Source organism: Leptospira congkakensis (assembly GCF_004770265.1).
In the GTDB taxonomy this organism is placed as follows: Bacteria; Spirochaetota; Leptospiria; order Leptospirales; family Leptospiraceae; genus Leptospira_A; species Leptospira_A congkakensis.
This window is the reverse complement of the sequence record NZ_RQGQ01000016.1, coordinates 469745-487574: the sequence shown is the minus strand read 5'-3', so window position 1 is coordinate 487574 and position 17830 is coordinate 469745. Positions and strand designations below refer to the sequence as shown.

Sequence of the window (17830 nt, the reverse complement as noted above, 5' to 3'; positions counted from 1 at the left end):
CTCACTCTTGGTATGTTTGGATTTCGTTCTGTGCACGTTTCAAAAAGTTTGCAAGTGGCATTCTTTGTTGAGAAATTTTACCATCTTCAAGATTGATAAATAAAGATAACAATGATCGGTTAAAATATACATCTGCATAAACCAACCCTTTAGACAAAGATACATCTATTTTATTGATAGAATAACTATCTGTTATGCGGTCGATAAGAAAGTTTTGTGGAGAAATAACGTTTAATGCACTTTTCCCGAAATCGCTACCAATCTGAAAGATGGAAAAAAACAAATCTAAATTGGCAACAGGTTCGCTCAAATCTCTAACAGAAATATTGAGATCCGCCTTTAATTTTCCATCGTCAATTTTATCCCGAACTTTTGGTGCCATGAGTTGTTTCAAATCGATATCACGAATGAGAAAATTCCCACGGAACTCCATAGATTTTGGATCTAAATTTCCTAAATTAAAAACCAAGTTTTTTCCTAAAACCAATCCATCCAATGAATAAGAACGTAAGGATTCTATATTCGCATAATTTTCTTTGTATTCGATAAATGCCGAAAGGCCTGGAGTATCCTTTTGTTTTTTTACATATTCAAAAGGTAAATTGGGTATATTGGGATGGGTTCCAAGAACCTGTCCGATGGTTAGATTTGGAGGATGGTTACGACCATAGTTTTTTATAAATATTGACTTATCACCTACGATAAGACTTTCTTCTTGGTTATGTGCTAAATTGTGTTGGATAGGAATTTTTGCAATCACCTCTTCCAATAGATACGCTTGGCACTGGTCCCCAGGACACTTTTGATTGTTATACGACAATGATGGGACTTTAGAATGGAACTCACCGTTAATATCATAATTTTGAATTTTTAAATTTAAACCTAAGTCACCTTGGAAACTAACGCCTTTTGCTAAGTATTGTTTGGTGGGGGAAGTGAGCCCGAATTCTAAATCTAAATTTCCAAAATATGGCCCTAATGGAGGTTTTGGTTTTCCGGTTTTTAGTAATTTACCATTTGTTGAGAGATGGAAAATTCCCCCAAAGGCATTCATCTTCAAAGTTCGAATCAATATTTCATCGGTATTGGCACCAGATAAAGATAAATCCGCCGCTAATTTTAGATCTTTAATTTCTAAACCAGGAAGTTCTGCACCCAAATCTGCTTTGATTTGTTTAGAAGTACCGGAGGTTGTATACTTAGCGTTTAATTTTATCTTAGGTTGGTTCCCAAGAAGGTTTTGAAAAGGAGAGATTTTTTCTTTTAGAACAAGAGGTAATACCACCAAAAGATTAGGAGTATAAACATTTAAACCTAAGGGTTGCAAATTGGCAGAAAGATTTGCTCCCGGTCGCAAATCCCCTTTTAAATCCAACTCTAATGCCTTGTTTCCAGTAATGGTTTTTTGATCTAATTTTAGATTTGAGATTTTGATCTCAGAAAGACCAAAAGGACGATCAAACAACAAAACAGAATCCAATGTTAGTCCCAGTAACGAAGAAGGAGATCTCGAACGATCCAATTGGTAACGGAAACCATCAATTTTTGCATTGGAATGAATATTGATGGAAACAAACGATTCTCCGAGAACTCCCAGATCCATTTGTAACTTTCCACCAAGTCCAGAAACATAATCACCTAACTGGAATTTATCGATATTTACATGAAAGTCCAACCCTTTGGTTTCTAAATATTCGCCTTGAAATGCTAAAGAAGCACCATTATAATCTAAATGTGATGGTGTAATCTTTAAAGATTTGATATAAGGAATTGGTTTTTCAGCCGTTAGAGTTTTTGTATCGGCGAAACTTAGTTCGGAAGATAGATCGATAAGTGCAGATGGAATGGAATGTGCTTTTGAATTTCCCATCTTCAAATACAATTGCGAAGCTTTTAGTTTTACATTGGCCTCAGCTTTTTCCCAATTGCCGTGAATGCCTGTCCCTGCTAAAGAAAGGTCTCCTGATAACTTCATTTCAGGAACAATCCCGCTCAGTTGGTTTAGAGATCTTTGAAGTGAAGTCAGTTGCATTTCCGACTTTTCAACAACAATGTTTACTTTAGGTTTTTCTTTGGAAACTTCGAGAATGGCACCAGTCAAACTTAGCCAGGACTGTCCAAGCACTCGTAAATCAAATTGGTTGATACCAATTTTGTCTAACTGATTGTCATAATGGATATCAGATAACAGGCGTAATCCTAACTGAACCGGTTTCCCCTTCACTTCCAAAAGGATATCATCCTTTCCGATATCAGTGTTCAAAAGAAACATTTCTGGTGATACCGTTCGGTCCCATTCAAATCGTAAGGACATAGGAATGGTTTGTTGCAAGCGTAAGTCTTTGGAATCTAAGTCCAAAGGAATTGGACGAGCCGCATTGAGAGAAAGAAGGACATGATCAATTTGATCCACCACCGATAGATCCAGTGGAATGGATGTAAATCGGTTTGTCTCAAGTTCGGTTTCCAAAGACAAGTCTTGGATTGAAAAAAAATGAAGGGACCCCGTATCTCTTTTTAATTGGAACTCTACTGAATCCACATGAATGTAGGCACTGGCCTGTAACGGCAGATAGGTGTTAATTTCCGTAAGTGGTGGTATCTCTTCCGAGACAGGTTCTGGTTCTTGTGGTTTTGTCGAAGTTTTGACCAGAGCCCCAAAGTTCCACTGGCCCATACTCTCTTCGATTTGGATTTTTGCCCCTGTGAGTCCAATTTCTGAAATTTTGATCTTTCCGAAAAGGAGAAGCGGAAGGTTGTAACGAAGTCGAACCTGTTTGGCTTCCACCAAAGGAACCTTCTCGAAGGGAACCCCTGGATAAAGTTTGAAGTCGTTGATTTCAATTCCAAAAAAGAGAGAAAATAACCCAAAACTCCCTTCCATCTTTCCCATAGTAAAATGAGAAACCAATTTAGGGATGATCAGGTCTGCCGTGAAGACGTTAAAAACAGATTTATAGAGGAGAAAGAGGACAAGAAGTCCACGAAAGATTTTTGTTTTGGCGATTCCTAAACTTACCTTCAGGATTGGATTCATCTGTAGAATCGCCTCGTGCGATTAATATTCGAAGGAGTCTTCAGCCTCTTCCAGAGTTTTATATATCTCGAAAACACTGGAAAGCTTTGTAATTTCCATCAGGTTCTCGATATCGGAATTTAAGTTCGCAAATACAAGTCTACCATTCAGGCCATCAATATGTTTGTATATATTGAGAAACGTTCCTAAACCAGCTGAATTGATGAAGGGAACCTTTTTCAAATCAATGATGAATTTGGGAACTTGGCCTTTTTTGATGTACTGTTCAATCTTTTCAGATAGCTCGAACTCATTTCCGGCTTTGATGGCACCTTCAATTTTAATGATGTGCACGTCGTTTTTACTGGTAACTTTGATTTTCATAACCCTTCGGAAGGTGGTGTTGCCATTAACATCTTTCGATTTTGCTGATTGTAAAGCATATTTTTATGCATAGTGCAATAAATCTTTGCCGACTCTACGAAGTTCATGTTTTCCCTGTGACAAATGATTGCGAACAGCCTTTCTGGAAATACCTAATACCTTTGCGATCTCACGTTCGGAAAAAAAACTACGATCGAAAGCCCGAGACTTACGTAAAATCCATAGTTTCTTTTGTTTGAGATACCATCTGCGACGTTTCGGGTCAGTTGTTTCATAAAGTTTCCGCGTATACCTTGTGATCATACCGGAAAGACGGGACAAAAGCTGGTGTTGGCGAAATCTTTTTTCCTCCCATTCCCTAAAGAAAATATCAATGTCATGGCCTGTTTCGCGTAACTTCCAAAGGAGGAGTTGTTTTAAATTTTGTTTCATAGGTAGGTCAAACTGTAAGGACAGGATCAAAGCTGTCACCGTTGGCAACTTTTCTAATTCCGCTTTTAAAGGACTGGCCTCTTCCCAAAGTTCTTTCTGAACTTCTTCGTTTGCCGGAGAATCATAGTTCCATAATTGTAAATAGAGTTCCCCTGATTCTGGAATTTGTTCGTGACGGAACCGGTTTCGATACTGGTTAAAAGCGTAGGTAACAAAAAATCCAAGAACATTGGTTAAGTGGTAGTTCAAACTCAAAAGCCACATCTTGGAAAAAACTTCTAGAATGATCACCACCATCTCGGAACTCTCATCGTCTGTAATTTTTCTTTTTTTTGCCAAACGATCGACCATCCAAATGGGCAACTGTTCTTTTAGAACATTCAGATCGTTAGTGGATCTAGCTTCTTGAATGAGAGGAAGAATTTTTTCATCTAGTATTTTTGGTAACATGGATGGAATGTATAAATCATTCCGAAACAAAAGATACTGTAATATCGGTTATAGCTAAAATTGATTCACCTATACATGAACCGGTTACGTTTAACTATGAACTTTTAGATTTATTTTTTGCAACAAGCAAGAGTGAGACGGCCAACAAAACATGAATTAAATTAAAGAATACAAATGGGAAAAAAGATAATACCGAAACACCAAGGGAAGTAGACATAAACGCCCCACAACTATTCCAAGGGATGAGGGGAGAAGTAATGGTTCCCGAGTCTTCTAGTGACCGCGAGATGTCTTTTTCTGGGATTCCTTTTTCTTCTGCAAGACTTCGGAAGGCACGTGCAGGGATCACAAGAGATAAATATTGGTCTGCGGTTACTAAATTCAAAAGAAAGGATGCTCCCATTGTTGAAAGTAAAATATCCCAGCGGTCTTTTGCCCAAAGTTTAATTTGAATTAAAATTTCGTTTAAATAACCATACCCTTCCACTACAGCGCCAAACCAAACCGCAGCGAGAATCAGAACTTCTGTAGATAAAATGGCAACGATCCCACCTCCGCTTAAAAACCGATCGAGAATTTGATTTCCGGAACGAGATTCAAACCCAAAGACCAAAGTGTTTCCAATATCCCATTGGAATCCAAGTTCACTGACACTGAATCCAATTGCAGAAAGAATTCCAAGTAACAAAGAAATACGAATATGCATTTTAAAAACAGAGGATCCAAAAACCAAAACAACAGGAATCAATTTGATCCAAGAAACATTAGAAGAGAAAACATCACCTAAAACACCAGACTGTAAAGTGATACGAGATGTTTGGTGAGAATCCCAAACATAAAGATTCAAAAAATAAAACCCCAATACCGCAATTCCAAAACTAATACAAGTTGTTTTTAACATATGCCGGATATGTTTCCAAATTGGGACATGGGTCAAACTGGAAGCCAGGTTGGTTGTGTCAGAAAGTGGAGAAAGTTTATCACCAAAATAACAACCACTTACGATAGCACCGGCTGCCATTGTTTCGGGAAAAGACATTACCTCTGCCACACCCATAAGAGCAACACCTAACGTACCAGCAGTGGTCCAAGAGGAACCAGAAACCATTGCAGCAATAGCAGATACAATCGCCAAAGAAGGTAAAAAATAATCTGGTTGTAAAAATAAAATTCCGATTTGGATCATCGTAAAAAGAACGCCGGAATAGGCCCAGGAAGCGATGAGCATCCCTACAAAAAAAAGAATTTCCATCGCAGGAAGAACCGAAACAAAATTTTTACGAAAAGAAGATTTTAGAAATACAAGTTTCCGATTCCTTCTTTGTAAAAAAGAAATCACTCCAGAAACAAACAAGGCCGTTGGATGTGGATAGGCGACCACCCATACAAATCGAAAAAAAAGAATCGAAAGGATTAAATAGAAAAGTGGAGAAAGAGAGAAAAATATGGAGTGTGATTTTTCTCTCTCCATATTTTAGAAGAAAGTAATGTTTATATAATAGATTGAAAATCCAAATAGAAACAAAATACCAAACCAAGAAAGTAAATTCATCCAAGGTTTAGGTCTTTGTTCTCTAGGAATTTCTTTTCCAAATAAAATCAAATGATGGATGAGTGCAAGAACCGGTGCATTTAAGAAAGATACCGTAGTCGCAAAATCCACTAAACTTTTCATATTGGTTCTAAAAAATAATAAAATCAAAATGGAACCTACCCCCACAAGGATGATCCAATACCAATAGAGTTTTTCCGTAGGAATTTTTTCTAATGGTTTGAACAAACGACGACTGGCATTGGATACCACTCGCGGATAAGCATCAAAACAAGTAAGAGTGGTTGAAAACATAGTAAAAAAAGCAGCAATGAGAATGATGGGATAGGACCAAGAACCAATGGCAGAAGTATACAAACGAACCAACTCGGATGCAAAACTAACTGCCTGAGAAGAAAACTCGGCACCTGTATTATACATCATATTGGCACCTAAAGCCAAAAAACAAACCGCAAGCAAAGTAGTTCCAATATAACCGATATTAAAATCGATCATCGCATACTTCATAGGAGGGAGTTTCCCATCTGGAGTTTTTTTTGCGAGAGTCCAATCCGATTGCCAAACAGCAGCTTCAATCGGGATAGGCATCCAACCCATTAGAGCAATGAGAAAAGCTACATCTCCTAAATCTCCAATGGAAAAGGTTTTTCCAACTGTTTCTAATTTTGGAATTCCTGCATAAAAGGAAAGAACCATTGCTACTACGGTAGACACAGTCAGCAAAACCACGATCCATTTCATGAGTCCGTCAAGGGCTGCAAATTTACCGATGGCAAGTAATAGAAAACAGAAAATTAAAATGATAGCACAGAGTAACCAAGGTTCCATGGAAATACCAAGAAGATTGGAAAACAATCCAGAAGTAACAAGAGTTACCGTTGCCACAATAATACACATGGTTCCAACTGATATAAAGAAAAATATCCAAACAGGTAAACGGCCAAGTGCTTCGTAACCATCTAACAGTGATTTTCCGGTGATAATTGTATACTTAGTACCGACTACAAAAAAAGGATATTTAATCAAATTGGCAAACAGTACAACAAACAGTAACCCGTATCCGTAAACAGCTCCAGCCCGAGTCGATTGGACAAGATGGGAAACGCCAACGGCTGCACCGGCATACAGGAGGCCTGGACCAAGATAAGCTAAGAAAGGAAATCGTCTCATTTTGGACAAAATGGCCGGTTGGATAAGTTTTTGCTACTCTATTCGAAAGATTAACGGTTCAAATAATGAAATAGAATTTGATTGAGTGCTAAAATATCGATCGGTTTGGTCAAAAACTCATCCATTCCGACTTCGAAACATTTTTTACGCTCCTCATACAAGGCACCAGCTGTTAAGGCAACGATCGGAACAGAAACTCCGGTTGGTTGTTTGCGAATTTCCGTGGCTGCTTCCAATCCGTCCATATTGGGCATTTGTACATCCATAAATACTAAATCAGGAGTGGATTCATGAAAAAAACGAACAGCTTCCAATCCATCAACAGCTTCTTTGATTCGAGAGTTTGGAACGTATTTTTGGATCATTCTTTTTAAGAGGTTCCGATTCATTTCATTATCTTCCACTAATAAAATATAGGGCGAAATATGAGTTAGAGTTGCTTTGTCAAATTGTGCGATCAATTCTTTTTGGTATTCACTTGAATCATCCGAAGTATGGTTTGACGATTGGTCAGAAGAATTACATTCTATGACAAATCTAAATACGGTTCCGACTCCAGATTCAGAATGGACTTCTATCTCACCGCCCATCAAATCTAACAAAGATTTTGTGATCCTAAGTCCGAGTCCCGTGCCACCATATCTACGTTTGGAATTAGATTCGCCCTGCCAAAACGATTGGAACAGATGTGACTTATGTGCTTCAGGTATTCCAATGCCTGTGTCTGAGATGGTAAATTCTAATTTTGTTTTTTGATCAGAAGTTGGAGATGCTTCTATTTTTAAAACCACCCCTCCCTCTTCTGTAAATTTCACAGCATTCCCAAGTAGGTTGATTAAAATTTGTCGAAGCCTTGTAGCATCCACATAAATGATTTCTGGAATACTTAAACCTTCCTCAAGTCGCAAGTAGATTCCTTTTTCATTGGCCTTCCATTTCAAAACACCCATTGAATCATTTATGATCTGTTTTAAGTTGGATGTGACTTCATTCAATACCAACTTTCCAGCTTCAATTTTAGAAATATCCAATACGTCGTTGATGATTCCAAGAAGACCGTGTGCACTACTGATTGCGTTTTTTACATATTCTTTTTGATCAGAATCTAAGTTTGTTGTGAGTAATAGTTCATTAAAACCGATTACACCATTGAGAGGTGTCCTAATTTCGTGACTCATATTGGCCACAAATTCTGACTTTGCACCGTTGGCCCTCTCCGCTTCTTTTTTTGCGTTTAGTAGATGAAACTCTGCATTTTTTCTACCAGTGATATTATTTAAGTGAACTACAAAATAGGATGGATTCCCATTTCTATCTTTTACTAATGTGTTGGAAATTTCCACCCAGACAATGTTTTTGTCCTTTGAAAAAAATCTTTTTTCATAGATAATACTTTCTTTTGAACCACCTAATGCGTCTTCACGAAAAGAATCAAATAACGGTTTGTCTTCTTCATAAGAAAACTCATTAGACTTTCTACCAATGAGCTCAACCTCACTATAACCTAACATAGATTCCAACTTTTTGTTTACTTTAATAAACTTCCCGTTTAGATCTAAAAAACAAACTCCTATCCCGGCATTATCGAAACTCATTCGAAAACGTTCTTCACTATCTGCTAGATCTTCTTGCGTTTTGTTTTCTTCCGTAATGTCACGATTGATTGCAATCACACCAATGGTTTGGCCAGATTTATCTTTCAGAAAACTAGCGGCAGAACGGATTTTTAGTTTTTTTGACCCTTTCGCATATTGAAATATTTCACCTTGCCATATCCCTTTCGTTTGTAATTCGGAAATACGACTCTCTCTTGTGCTTTCATTTTGGTCTGTTCTTAAAACGTTGATTGTAGACTTGCCGATGACTTCCGCGGCGGTGAAACCATAAATTCTCTCCGCGGCCAAATTCCAACTGGTGATCCGAAATTCCAAATCCGTAACAATGACCGCGTCGTAGAGGTATTGCAGGATGAGAGAAGAGTAAACTTCACTAGGAATCAGGTTTTCCATCTGGCTTCAATGACAGAGTCATTTCGAAAAAACTGCAAGCGATAACTGGAGCAAATATAAATTCGAAACCATCTATTTTTGAATCTGAATTTCCTTTTCAGGACAAACCTTTAGGAATTCTACCCATAATTTGAAAGCTTATCGAGGGTTTCAAAACGATGTTAGGTGAAAATGTTCCAATTTTACCTTGGATCCTAATTTACGAGAACAATCGACAGTATAGGATCGTGACTTCTTTCTGATTATCCAAATCAAAAGAAGGATGATACTAACTTATAGAAATACAAAACCATTCCTAGGGGCTATAAAAACTGAATTAATGAAAATAGAAACAACTTGCACACTAAATTGAAGTTTTATTATTAAAAAAACCATTATGTTTAAATTCCTAAATTCCGATTTTTTTTCCGTATATATAAACCCTATTTTAGTCTTCTTATTGGCTGGACTTTGCGAAATTGGAGGTGGTTATCTCATTTGGCTTTGGATTCGTGAAAACAAATCAATATTTATTGGAATTCTCGGCTTCATCATTTTAGGTTTTTACGGTGTAGTCGCAACTTACCAACCAACAAATTTTGCTCGAACCTATGCAACATATGGTGGGATTTTTATCGTAATGTCGTTAGCGTGGGCATGGAAATTTGACCAGTTCATTCCCAATCGCTTCGACATTATCGGAGCAAGCATTGCCTTGATCGGTGTAATGATTATATTCTTCGCACCAAGATAAAGTTCTGTGTTTCTCTATAGAAATGAAGTTACATTAAAAAGGAAAAGATTCAATCAGGCTTCGGCTTCTTACGGAAGTCTCACCCTTTTCGCAAACGACTGGTTTCTAGCGGTAGATCGTTATTTCATGAACGAATGGTTTTATTTATTATTTTAAAAATAGGAAAAGATTTAACCCGCAATCCTGCACAGTGAACCGAAGTCCTCGATTTAATTATGAGTTATAAGTGTTAAAGGGTATGTCCTACTTCCGCCCCCACTCGCTTTTCCGCTCCGCGGGCGAGTGTCCGAGCCTTGCTCCCTATGGGTCGCAAGTCTGTCATTTCGCGAACAATCTGTTACTAGCGGTACTATTGGGTTCGATCAATGGATTTTATTTGGTACATAAAAAAGGCCAACCTTGAGGCTGGCCTTTTTTTATTGAGTTATTAGTGCTAACCCGGCAATGTCCTACTCTCCCATTGAGCGAACCCAATAGTACCATCGGCGATGAGAAGCTTGACTTCCGTGTTCGGAATGGGAACGGGTATTGCCTTCTCTCCATAATCACCAGGAGTAATTACCATTACTTCTAGGTGCACCGGATTTGCAAGCAGAATTAAAAGAAAAATTTACAAATTTAAATCGTAAGTAACACCAAATTTCAATCCAGAAACCAGAATGGTGTGGTCTGCTGTTGCAGAAACAAATTCCATTAGTGTTCCAACACTACTAATACCATTTTCAGTAACACTAAATGCAATGGGACTTCTAGATTTTGCTGTCATACGTTCACTTTCAAAACTTGCAAACAACCGAAGTTTTGGTACGACGATGATACTTGCGCCGAAACTAAATTTTTCTGAATAGAAAGTATAACCGCCGCTAGCGTAATTATAGACAGCACCGCCATTATAGATTTTAAGTTGTTCGGAATTGTAAGTACCTGTTGAATTAAGAAGGAAGGGACCGTATACAAGTAAATCAGCAAAAAGAGTGGCACGATCGTTAAGATCAAATTCAAAGCCAACTCCAATTAATCCAGACGTGCCTGTTGCCGTTTTTGTGTCCTGACCATAATAACTTGGAGCACCAAGACCTAAATAAGTTCCTTCTAGAGATTGGCCCAAACTTCGTATCACATATTTTGGTAAAATTCGAAAATTAGAAATTGGAGAAAGAGTGACGCCGAGATTAATATCAGAGTATAACAAACGATAGTCTGCCTCTTTAATCCCTAAACCAGCTGCATAATAAGAATTCCATTCATAACCGCGACCAAATCGATTTACATGTAATCCTAAAAATACGTTACTAAGTATACCTGCATTTAAAGAGTGAAAATAATCAAAACCTAAATCATTAATGAGGCTCATTCCACGGTTATTTTGCCATTCTTTGTTGTATTCCAAACCAACAATGTCATTGTAAAAATTTCTCTTTTCAAAATCGGGACGAAGGCTACCAAAAAACAAAGCACCCTTCAATCGTATTGTATTTCCTTCTACTTTACCTTGCGCATAGATAGACCCAGTAAATAAAGATATACCTATCAGAAAAAAAACGAGATTACGTTTCATTATTTGTCTTACCTCTACCAGCCAATAACAACTAGTAGAGGACTGACTCAAGAAAAATTTAATTACTAATTGTTCTTTTTTGAAGTTATATATGTCCAAATCCCTGAAAGTAATTCAAAGATTGAGACTATCCGTAAATTTTACGACAATGGGTTGGATCAAATATATAATTATAAATACCGATCTTAAAACTCTATCGGCATATAAAGGGCAAAATGAAAGGTTCGCAATTCATATGTATATCCGTTTTCTTTTACAATGGGACCACCAAAAGAAACCCTTCCTCGCATACCAAGAAAAGGTGGTGACTCCAAATACATCATAAATGCAAATCTTGCAACAGAATTGACACCCACTTGATTTCGCATCAGACTACTAATCGCAAGAGATTCGACAGCATTAAACCTTCCGCTAAGATATGCAGTGGCGGCAGTCAAATCAGGGCGAAGTAACCCTTGGCTCGCTAAATAATAACCGACTAATTCTAAATTATTTCCAGTGGATAGGTTTGTGATTAAATAAGTAAGAGTTGGATCAGTTTCTGGATTGATATTTCCGGAAACAAATTGAAACCCTCTTAAATTATTCAGAAAAGCATCGCGATTTGAACTTGAGTATGCAATCAACAAGTTTGAAGCTGCATCTTTAAAATCGACATTCCCCCTTAACTTAACATGAGCGGGGCCAAAACCTAAACCAAATCGAAAGGTATCAGGATTTCCAAAATAAAAAATAGGCACTAACATCGAATATGTACCCTCAACGCTAGTATCAATATCTTCGGTAACTTTTGTGCGATTTGGTTTTAAAGAATTGTTGCTAGAACCAGAAGACCCAGATTCTGACTCCGAAGATGATACTTCTGGAGATTGATTTTTTGAAAACATCTTTGGTATGGACTGCCGATTCAAATAAAAATTTGAATTGTGAAGAAGTAAATTCATACCAAAATATTTTGAGAATTGGATTTCGGGGGATTTAACATCGAGTAACCAAGAAACGCGACCTGGATCATCCTGAACCATATGAGCATCCCGACTTCTCCCTTGGATGGATAAAGAGACACTTTCCAAAGTTACGCCAGGATTGATGGAGATATATTTATAAGGACCTTTCTCAGGTTCTGCATTGGGTTCGGGTTCAATTTGTACTTCTTTGATTTCGTCTGGATATAATGAACTCAAAGAAACTAAAAATATAAGAATAATGAAATAACGTAACATCAAAAACTTCAGAACTATTTAAGGTTTTAGTCAAATTGAGACACTCGCTCTTTGATAAAAGATTTTTTTATTCTCTTTTACCAAAGTTGATTCAAACCAAAAACAAAGGGAAAGATCAGAATATCACATTGTTTTTAAAACTAGTTTATAGCTGGATTTCAACATCTGTAACTGGAAAAGCGACACAGGAATGGATCCAACCAAACTTTTTATCCGACTTTCGAATTTTGGCTTCTGGGGGACTGAATACTTCTCCCGATTTTAATTTGACCCGACATAAACTACATTCACCTGACCGACAAGCATTCTCCGTAAAAAATCCATTTCGTTCGAGGCTATTCAGAAGAGGTTCCCCTACTTTTGCCTTAAAGGATTTTTGATTCGTTACAGTGACATTCACCTCCTTTGTCGGAAGGACGGAGTTTGGCCAACCTTCCAATGTTTCTGGTTTGTTAGGAGGGCCGTTACTTTCGATAAGGATACGACCGGACTTAACACCAAGATTAGAAAGAAGATCGGCACAATGTTCGTTGAACGGAGTTGGTCCGCAAACATAGTACATCTTAGAAGGAGCATCTGGAACTAATCTTTGCAATGTGGAAAAATCCAACCTACCGCGATACCCTTTAAAAGCATCGCTAACATTTCGCGAAAGAAACTCAGTCAAAAGAAAATTTTCATGAACGGCTGCTAAGTTTCGAAGTTCATTTATAAAAATGACATCGTCTTCATAACTATTCGAATATATGATATGAAATCGAAACGGTTCTGGAGAAGCTAAAAAAGATTTTAACATACTCATTGCAGGTGCAATACCCGATCCACCTGCGAGGAAAACTAAATCTAAACCATGGAATAGTGGATTGTGATGAAAAGAACCCATAGGCCCTGTACTTTCAAACTCTTGTCCAATTTTTACATCATCGAGTAGATAGGGACTCACAAACCCACCTTCTGCCCTTTTGATCGTTAACTCATACGAACTCAAATCGGTCGGTGAAGATGAAATCGAATATGGTCTTGCGGTAAGAACTCCAGAAAGTGAGACAAATAAATTGATGTATTGACCCGCTTGGAAAGGAGGCAAACTTTTTCCATCGACCGAAACCATTTGTAAAGTTTTTGTGGAAGGAGTATCTACTCGAATTTTTTCTACACGCAAACGAATTCGTTTCGGATGTAAGCTATTGATGGTTTTTCGAACGAGCCCTTTTCCTTCTGAAAAGTTAGAACCGTTTCTTTCAAGTTCTTCTTTTTTTGAAACCGCTTCCTTAAATCCATTTACAGAGTTCAGAATATTTGTTTCTATTTTTTGATCATTATCTAACATATATTGTTTCCTTCCCAATCAGAGATTCATCGATTGATTTTAATGAATGATGTACATTTCATTTAGTTTGTGTTGTTTTTGGTTTACGACGAATGTTCGAACGTTTCAGTATTTTCCGCGCGGTATTGTATCCATTCAAATAAGTCGGTTGAAACCCACCCATACTTGTCCAACTACTTGCGGAATAAAGTCCATCGATTGCATCAAGAGATTCACGCATTAAGTGACCATCCTGTAAGGTTTGTTTGAATCCATAAATGGCACCTCCAGGTGTATTCAAATAACGCATCATCGTCATTGGTGTGGCAACTTCGGCCCTTTCAATATGTTCTCTGATGTTAGGGTAAGCTTGTTCAACAAGTTTGATTAGTTTATCACCAAACTCATATTTTGTGGAAATGTATTTTTCTGTAGGAACATCTTTCCAAGCTTCTCCATATTGTAAGGCAACGAGAGTCACTACTGCCTTTCCTTTAGGTGCAAGTTCCTCATCAATAAAGTTATAGCAGGTTACCATCCCCCAGTCTGGAGCATCCAATGTATACATTCGATCTTCAGTGACTTCTGAATTAGAAGTTGTCATCACAAAGGTAGAGGCCGTTGTAAACCCTAACTCATCTGGAGAACAATCTAAACCTAAATAAAGACATACTGCAGAAACACCCATCCTTCTGGATTGGAAATCCTTTAATACAGACGACGGTGGAGTTTCGAAATCCAACATTTCATGATAAGTGATGAGAGGGCTTGCATTAGAAACAACTGCATCGCAAGTTACGGTTTCACCTGTTTCTAATCGTACACCACGTACGACTCCATTTTCAGTGAGAATTTTCTCCGCTGCACAATTAAACTTCACCTCACCACCTGCTTCTTCAAAAGAAGAAAGAAGGGAACTCGAAAGCATCTGAGACCCTCCTTTGATATGCCAAGGTTTATACACACAGTAAAAATATAACATACCGATGAATTCGGCAAAAACCAAATCTGTTGTTGGAATCCCAACATAACTCCAATAAGGTGTTATTACATTAATCAAATCCTCATTGGAAAAAAATTCATTTAATACATCGGTTGTGGAACGAAGACCATATGTTGTAAAATTTGGACATTTGATTCGAATTTTTTCTTCATCGTTTGATAACCTAATTCTTGGAAGAACAAAATAATACTCGTTTACCACAGCTTCACTGAGTTTAAAAAATCGCTCAATCCCATCCTTTTCTTCTGGGAATAAACTTTTTAAATGGTTTTGTAGTTCTGTCCAATCAGCGGGCAAAGTCACATCCAATTTCCCCGGGATAATGATTCGATAGAGTTCTTCTTCTTGTACGAGTTCGATTTTATCCAGAACACCAAGTTCTTCAAATACACGACGCATAATGAAAGGATTGGATTCTGTTCCCACTCCACTGAGTTGGTGGAGAGCCACCTCGAACTCAAAATCTCCACGAACAAAGGACGTGGCACATCCTCCGGGAACATTATGCCTCTCTAATAACAAAGTTTTTGAGCCTTCGCGTTGCAAACGTGTGGCTGCCATCAAACCAGCGTTACCGGCACCAATTACGACAGTGTCATAGTGAAACATTTTCTGTTCTCCTAAAGGAAATTCTTCTGAGGAATACCCAATCTTTACACTGTAAAGATTGCAATGATTTTTTCTTAGTCTCTTTGAAAAAAACGATTTTACTAAGAATTGGAGGCCGAGTTTCGACTTTCCCATTCCCATTCGAAAAGACTTTACCAGTTCGGGCAGAAGGCCTACTAGGTTGTAATGGCCGTGAAAAAACAAAATCAGGACAAAGGGAATTCATACCATCACGGAGACCTTCGCCCTGCACTCATTACTGCCGCTCGCAACCTATTGCAAAAACAAGGAATTGAGGCAGTTTCTCTTCGTTCGATCGCTTCTGCCATCGGTGTCACTCATATGGCCCCTTATGCACATTTCAAAGGAAAACAAGAATTACTGCAGGCAGTAGCTGCATCCGGTTACGATGAATTGGCTGCCAATATGCTTAAGGCACAAAAAAACCATCCGAAAGTTCGCGGTCGTTTGATGGCTTATTATTATGGTGTGGAATACATTCAGTTTGCAGTGGTAAATCCAAACTTATACCGCCTAATGCTGAATCAAATTGACTTAGAAAAAAAAATCGGTTTGGAAAGTCCTGATCGGGAAATTTGGGTGAGTTCACAGCGCCCCTTTCGTTTGCTTTATGCAGCATTTGCGAATGAACGTGTGAGTAAAGATTTAGCTCATGCTAGAGCTCTTGGTGCTTGGGCCACTGTACATGGCATTGCTTCCTTGGCTATCGATGGACACTTAGTCCTTCCCGAAGGAATGGATGTAATCCAATTATTAAAAACGACCGTTAGTTCATCGGTGGAGATGGGGTGAAAATAGAATGAATGTTTCCCTTTAAAACATTCACATCAACAGGGCCATCAATCCCAATAATACGTTCTGTACTTTTATATTGCCAAATAGTCCATTCTATGGAAGAAAAAGTATTTGGATGCATAAAAATATTTCTAATCCAAATAGGATGATTAAACAAATTATCACCTAAGTATTTATTTATAAATTCCTTAGTTAGATAAAGAATCGTTTCGTGTTCGTAATGTGAGTCGATTTTATCCAAAAAATTTTGTATTTCCAATTGGACATTTTCTATATTTGGTCTCTCTTTACAATTCCCTTCAAATTCAAGATCAACAACTGGAGGAAGAGAATCTGGTTCTTTCGGAACTGTTTTAATGAAATTTTCCGCTTGCTCAATTCCAGTTTTGCAAAGGGTAAAAAAATGATACGCACCAACTTTGAATCCTTCCTTTTTAGCTGCGGTCCAGTTATAAACAAAAGCCTTATCTTTGAAATCACCTCCTTCAGTGGCTTTTATATAAACAAAGGAAATTTCATTTTTGGGAACTAAACTCCAATTGATTTTTCCTTGATGATTCGAAACATCGATCCCTTTAATGGGATACTTATCTTTGGAAGGATAAACAAACCAGATTAAACCGAAATCAAGTGCTTTATAAAAAGCAAAAGTTAGTAAAATTAAGAATAGAATTAATATGGAAACTTTTTTCATAATCACTTTCATTTACGATCTTTAGAGATAAAGAGATGTTCCTATTGCTAATGTTTGACTATCTCATTGAATTGGTTTTCGTATATAAAAAACTGTGATCCGGGCGGGATGGTCTATTTCACTTGTTTCTTGACTTTGCAGACTTCAGATTGCGAGAAAAGTTTCCCTCTTGATAAAAGAAATTTGTGCACAATTCTAAAACCGCGATAGCAATAAATCATCTTGATCAAATCCAACTCCATTCCAAAAAAAGGTCATGGCAAAAAGTAAACTACTAGAAATGCACAATGTCGGAATCGTTGTTGAGTCCCTCGATCGGGCTATTTCATTTTTCGAGGAGATTGGGTTAAACCTGGAAGGACGAATGGTGGTTGCAGGAGAATGGGCAGGACGAGTCACGGGACTCGGGAATCAAGAAGTCGAGATCGCGATGATGGTGACTCCTGATGGACATACGCGACTAGAACTTTCACAATTTAGTTCTCCCAAAACCATCGCTGACCACAGAACTGCCCCTGTTAACTCTCTTGGTTATCTCCGCATCATGTTCCGAGTAGACAATCTTGATGAACTGTTAGCCCGACTCACAAAGCTTGGTGCAGAACTCGTTGGAGAAGTGGTTCAATTTGAAAGTATCTACAGACTCTGTTATATTCGCGGTGTGGAGGGACTTCTCATCGGGCTTGCAGAACAACTAGGTGCCGAAACAGCCACAGTTTGATTTTGGATTTAGCGCCCAAAGTTCCCAAAGACTTCTTGCATTCCCAAAATCTGTAACCAAAAGGGAATCACATGTTGTCCACGGATCTGAAAAATAAAGGAATCTAAGCGATTTGGATAGGGCGTAATGTTGGCAAAATGCTAAAAAAGAT

The 17830-nt window shown here is 37.9% G+C and carries 14 protein-coding genes and 1 rRNA gene; 3 read left to right on the top strand and 12 right to left on the bottom strand.

From position 1 onward, the window contains the following. Position 1: 1 nt before the first annotated feature. From EHQ70_RS12645 to EHQ70_RS12620, 6 genes are all read right to left on the bottom strand, one after another. Complete coding sequence (locus EHQ70_RS12645) at positions 2-3037, bottom strand: LIC_11026 family protein (RefSeq protein WP_135586926.1); 3036 nt, start codon at positions 3035-3037, stop codon at positions 2-4. Positions 3038-3058: 21 nt separating this feature from the next. After that, positions 3059-3400 carry an STAS domain-containing protein gene (locus EHQ70_RS12640; RefSeq protein ID WP_002989181.1) on the bottom strand — a complete coding sequence of 114 codons (342 nt, stop codon included), beginning with the start codon at positions 3398-3400 and terminating at the stop codon, positions 3059-3061. Between the two features lie 63 nt (positions 3401-3463). After that, entirely contained in the window at positions 3464-4282 is an 819-nt protein-coding gene (locus EHQ70_RS12635) for a sigma-70 region 4 domain-containing protein (RefSeq protein ID WP_135586924.1), read from the bottom strand. 94 nt (positions 4283-4376) lie between these two features. Beyond that, positions 4377-5753, bottom strand: a complete 1377-nt coding sequence (locus EHQ70_RS12630) for a Na+/H+ antiporter NhaC family protein (protein WP_208729543.1) — start codon at positions 5751-5753, stop codon at positions 4377-4379. Positions 5754-5756: 3 nt separating this feature from the next. Beyond that, entirely contained in the window at positions 5757-7004 is a 1248-nt protein-coding gene (locus EHQ70_RS12625; RefSeq protein WP_135586922.1) for an Nramp family divalent metal transporter, read from the bottom strand. 50 nt (positions 7005-7054) lie between these two features. Further along, a complete protein-coding gene (locus EHQ70_RS12620; RefSeq protein ID WP_135586920.1) occupies positions 7055-9013 on the bottom strand; it encodes a PAS domain-containing hybrid sensor histidine kinase/response regulator in 1959 nt (652 codons plus the stop codon). A gap of 376 nt (positions 9014-9389) precedes the next feature. Here EHQ70_RS12620 and EHQ70_RS12615 point away from each other — a divergent pair, with 376 nt between their 5' ends. Next, positions 9390-9746, top strand: a complete 357-nt coding sequence (locus EHQ70_RS12615; RefSeq protein ID WP_135586918.1) for a YnfA family protein — start codon at positions 9390-9392, stop codon at positions 9744-9746. Positions 9747-10182: 436 nt separating this feature from the next. Here EHQ70_RS12615 and rrf read toward each other — a convergent pair. From rrf to EHQ70_RS12590, 5 genes are all read right to left on the bottom strand, one after another. Further along, positions 10183-10299, bottom strand: a 5S ribosomal RNA gene (gene rrf / locus EHQ70_RS12610). 57 nt (positions 10300-10356) lie between these two features. After that, a complete protein-coding gene (locus EHQ70_RS12605; protein ID WP_135586916.1) occupies positions 10357-11304 on the bottom strand; it encodes a hypothetical protein in 948 nt (315 codons plus the stop codon). A gap of 185 nt (positions 11305-11489) precedes the next feature. Next, positions 11490-12527, bottom strand: a complete 1038-nt coding sequence (locus EHQ70_RS12600; protein WP_135586914.1) for a hypothetical protein — start codon at positions 12525-12527, stop codon at positions 11490-11492. Positions 12528-12672: 145 nt separating this feature from the next. Next, positions 12673-13857, bottom strand: coding sequence for an FAD-binding oxidoreductase (locus EHQ70_RS12595; RefSeq protein WP_135586912.1), 1185 nt, complete (start codon positions 13855-13857; stop codon positions 12673-12675). Positions 13858-13915: 58 nt separating this feature from the next. Continuing rightward, complete coding sequence (locus tag EHQ70_RS12590; protein WP_135586910.1) at positions 13916-15448, bottom strand: phytoene desaturase family protein; 1533 nt, start codon at positions 15446-15448, stop codon at positions 13916-13918. 186 nt (positions 15449-15634) lie between these two features. Here EHQ70_RS12590 and EHQ70_RS12585 point away from each other — a divergent pair, with 186 nt between their 5' ends. Continuing rightward, positions 15635-16261, top strand: coding sequence for a TetR/AcrR family transcriptional regulator (locus EHQ70_RS12585; RefSeq protein WP_135586908.1), 627 nt, complete (start codon positions 15635-15637; stop codon positions 16259-16261). Here the strand turns inward: EHQ70_RS12585 and EHQ70_RS12580 are convergent. Further along, positions 16236-16958 (bottom strand): glycoside hydrolase family 25 protein, encoded by a 723-nt coding sequence (locus tag EHQ70_RS12580; protein ID WP_135586906.1) that lies wholly within the window; start codon positions 16956-16958, stop codon positions 16236-16238. The genes EHQ70_RS12585 and EHQ70_RS12580 overlap by 26 nt on opposite strands. A gap of 256 nt (positions 16959-17214) precedes the next feature. Between EHQ70_RS12580 and EHQ70_RS12575 the strand changes: the two genes are divergently transcribed. Beyond that, positions 17215-17679, top strand: a complete 465-nt coding sequence (locus EHQ70_RS12575) for a VOC family protein (protein WP_135586904.1) — start codon at positions 17215-17217, stop codon at positions 17677-17679. Positions 17680-17830: the final 151 nt, after the last annotated feature.

Excerpts from the sequence above, each read along its gene's own strand:
- EHQ70_RS12615 (WP_135586918.1), top strand. The coding sequence starts at position 9,390 with ATGTTTAAATTCCTAAATTCCGATTTTTTTTCCGTATATATAAACCCT.
- EHQ70_RS12620 (WP_135586920.1), bottom strand. The coding sequence starts at position 9,013 with ATGGAAAACCTGATTCCTAGTGAAGTTTACTCTTCTCTCATCCTGCAA.
- EHQ70_RS12585 (WP_135586908.1), top strand. The coding sequence starts at position 15,635 with ATGGCCGTGAAAAAACAAAATCAGGACAAAGGGAATTCATACCATCAC.
- EHQ70_RS12645 (WP_135586926.1), bottom strand. The coding sequence starts at position 3,037 with ATGAATCCAATCCTGAAGGTAAGTTTAGGAATCGCCAAAACAAAAATC.
- EHQ70_RS12640 (WP_002989181.1), bottom strand. The coding sequence starts at position 3,400 with ATGAAAATCAAAGTTACCAGTAAAAACGACGTGCACATCATTAAAATT.
- EHQ70_RS12635 (WP_135586924.1), bottom strand. The coding sequence starts at position 4,282 with ATGTTACCAAAAATACTAGATGAAAAAATTCTTCCTCTCATTCAAGAA.
- EHQ70_RS12600 (WP_135586914.1), bottom strand. The coding sequence starts at position 12,527 with ATGTTACGTTATTTCATTATTCTTATATTTTTAGTTTCTTTGAGTTCA.
- EHQ70_RS12580 (WP_135586906.1), bottom strand. The coding sequence starts at position 16,958 with ATGAAAAAAGTTTCCATATTAATTCTATTCTTAATTTTACTAACTTTT.
- EHQ70_RS12630 (WP_208729543.1), bottom strand. The coding sequence starts at position 5,753 with ATGGAGAGAGAAAAATCACACTCCATATTTTTCTCTCTTTCTCCACTT.
- EHQ70_RS12595 (WP_135586912.1), bottom strand. The coding sequence starts at position 13,857 with ATGTTAGATAATGATCAAAAAATAGAAACAAATATTCTGAACTCTGTA.
- EHQ70_RS12590 (WP_135586910.1), bottom strand. The coding sequence starts at position 15,448 with ATGTTTCACTATGACACTGTCGTAATTGGTGCCGGTAACGCTGGTTTG.
- EHQ70_RS12625 (WP_135586922.1), bottom strand. The coding sequence starts at position 7,004 with ATGAGACGATTTCCTTTCTTAGCTTATCTTGGTCCAGGCCTCCTGTAT.
- EHQ70_RS12605 (WP_135586916.1), bottom strand. The coding sequence starts at position 11,304 with ATGAAACGTAATCTCGTTTTTTTTCTGATAGGTATATCTTTATTTACT.
- EHQ70_RS12575 (WP_135586904.1), top strand. The coding sequence starts at position 17,215 with ATGGCAAAAAGTAAACTACTAGAAATGCACAATGTCGGAATCGTTGTT.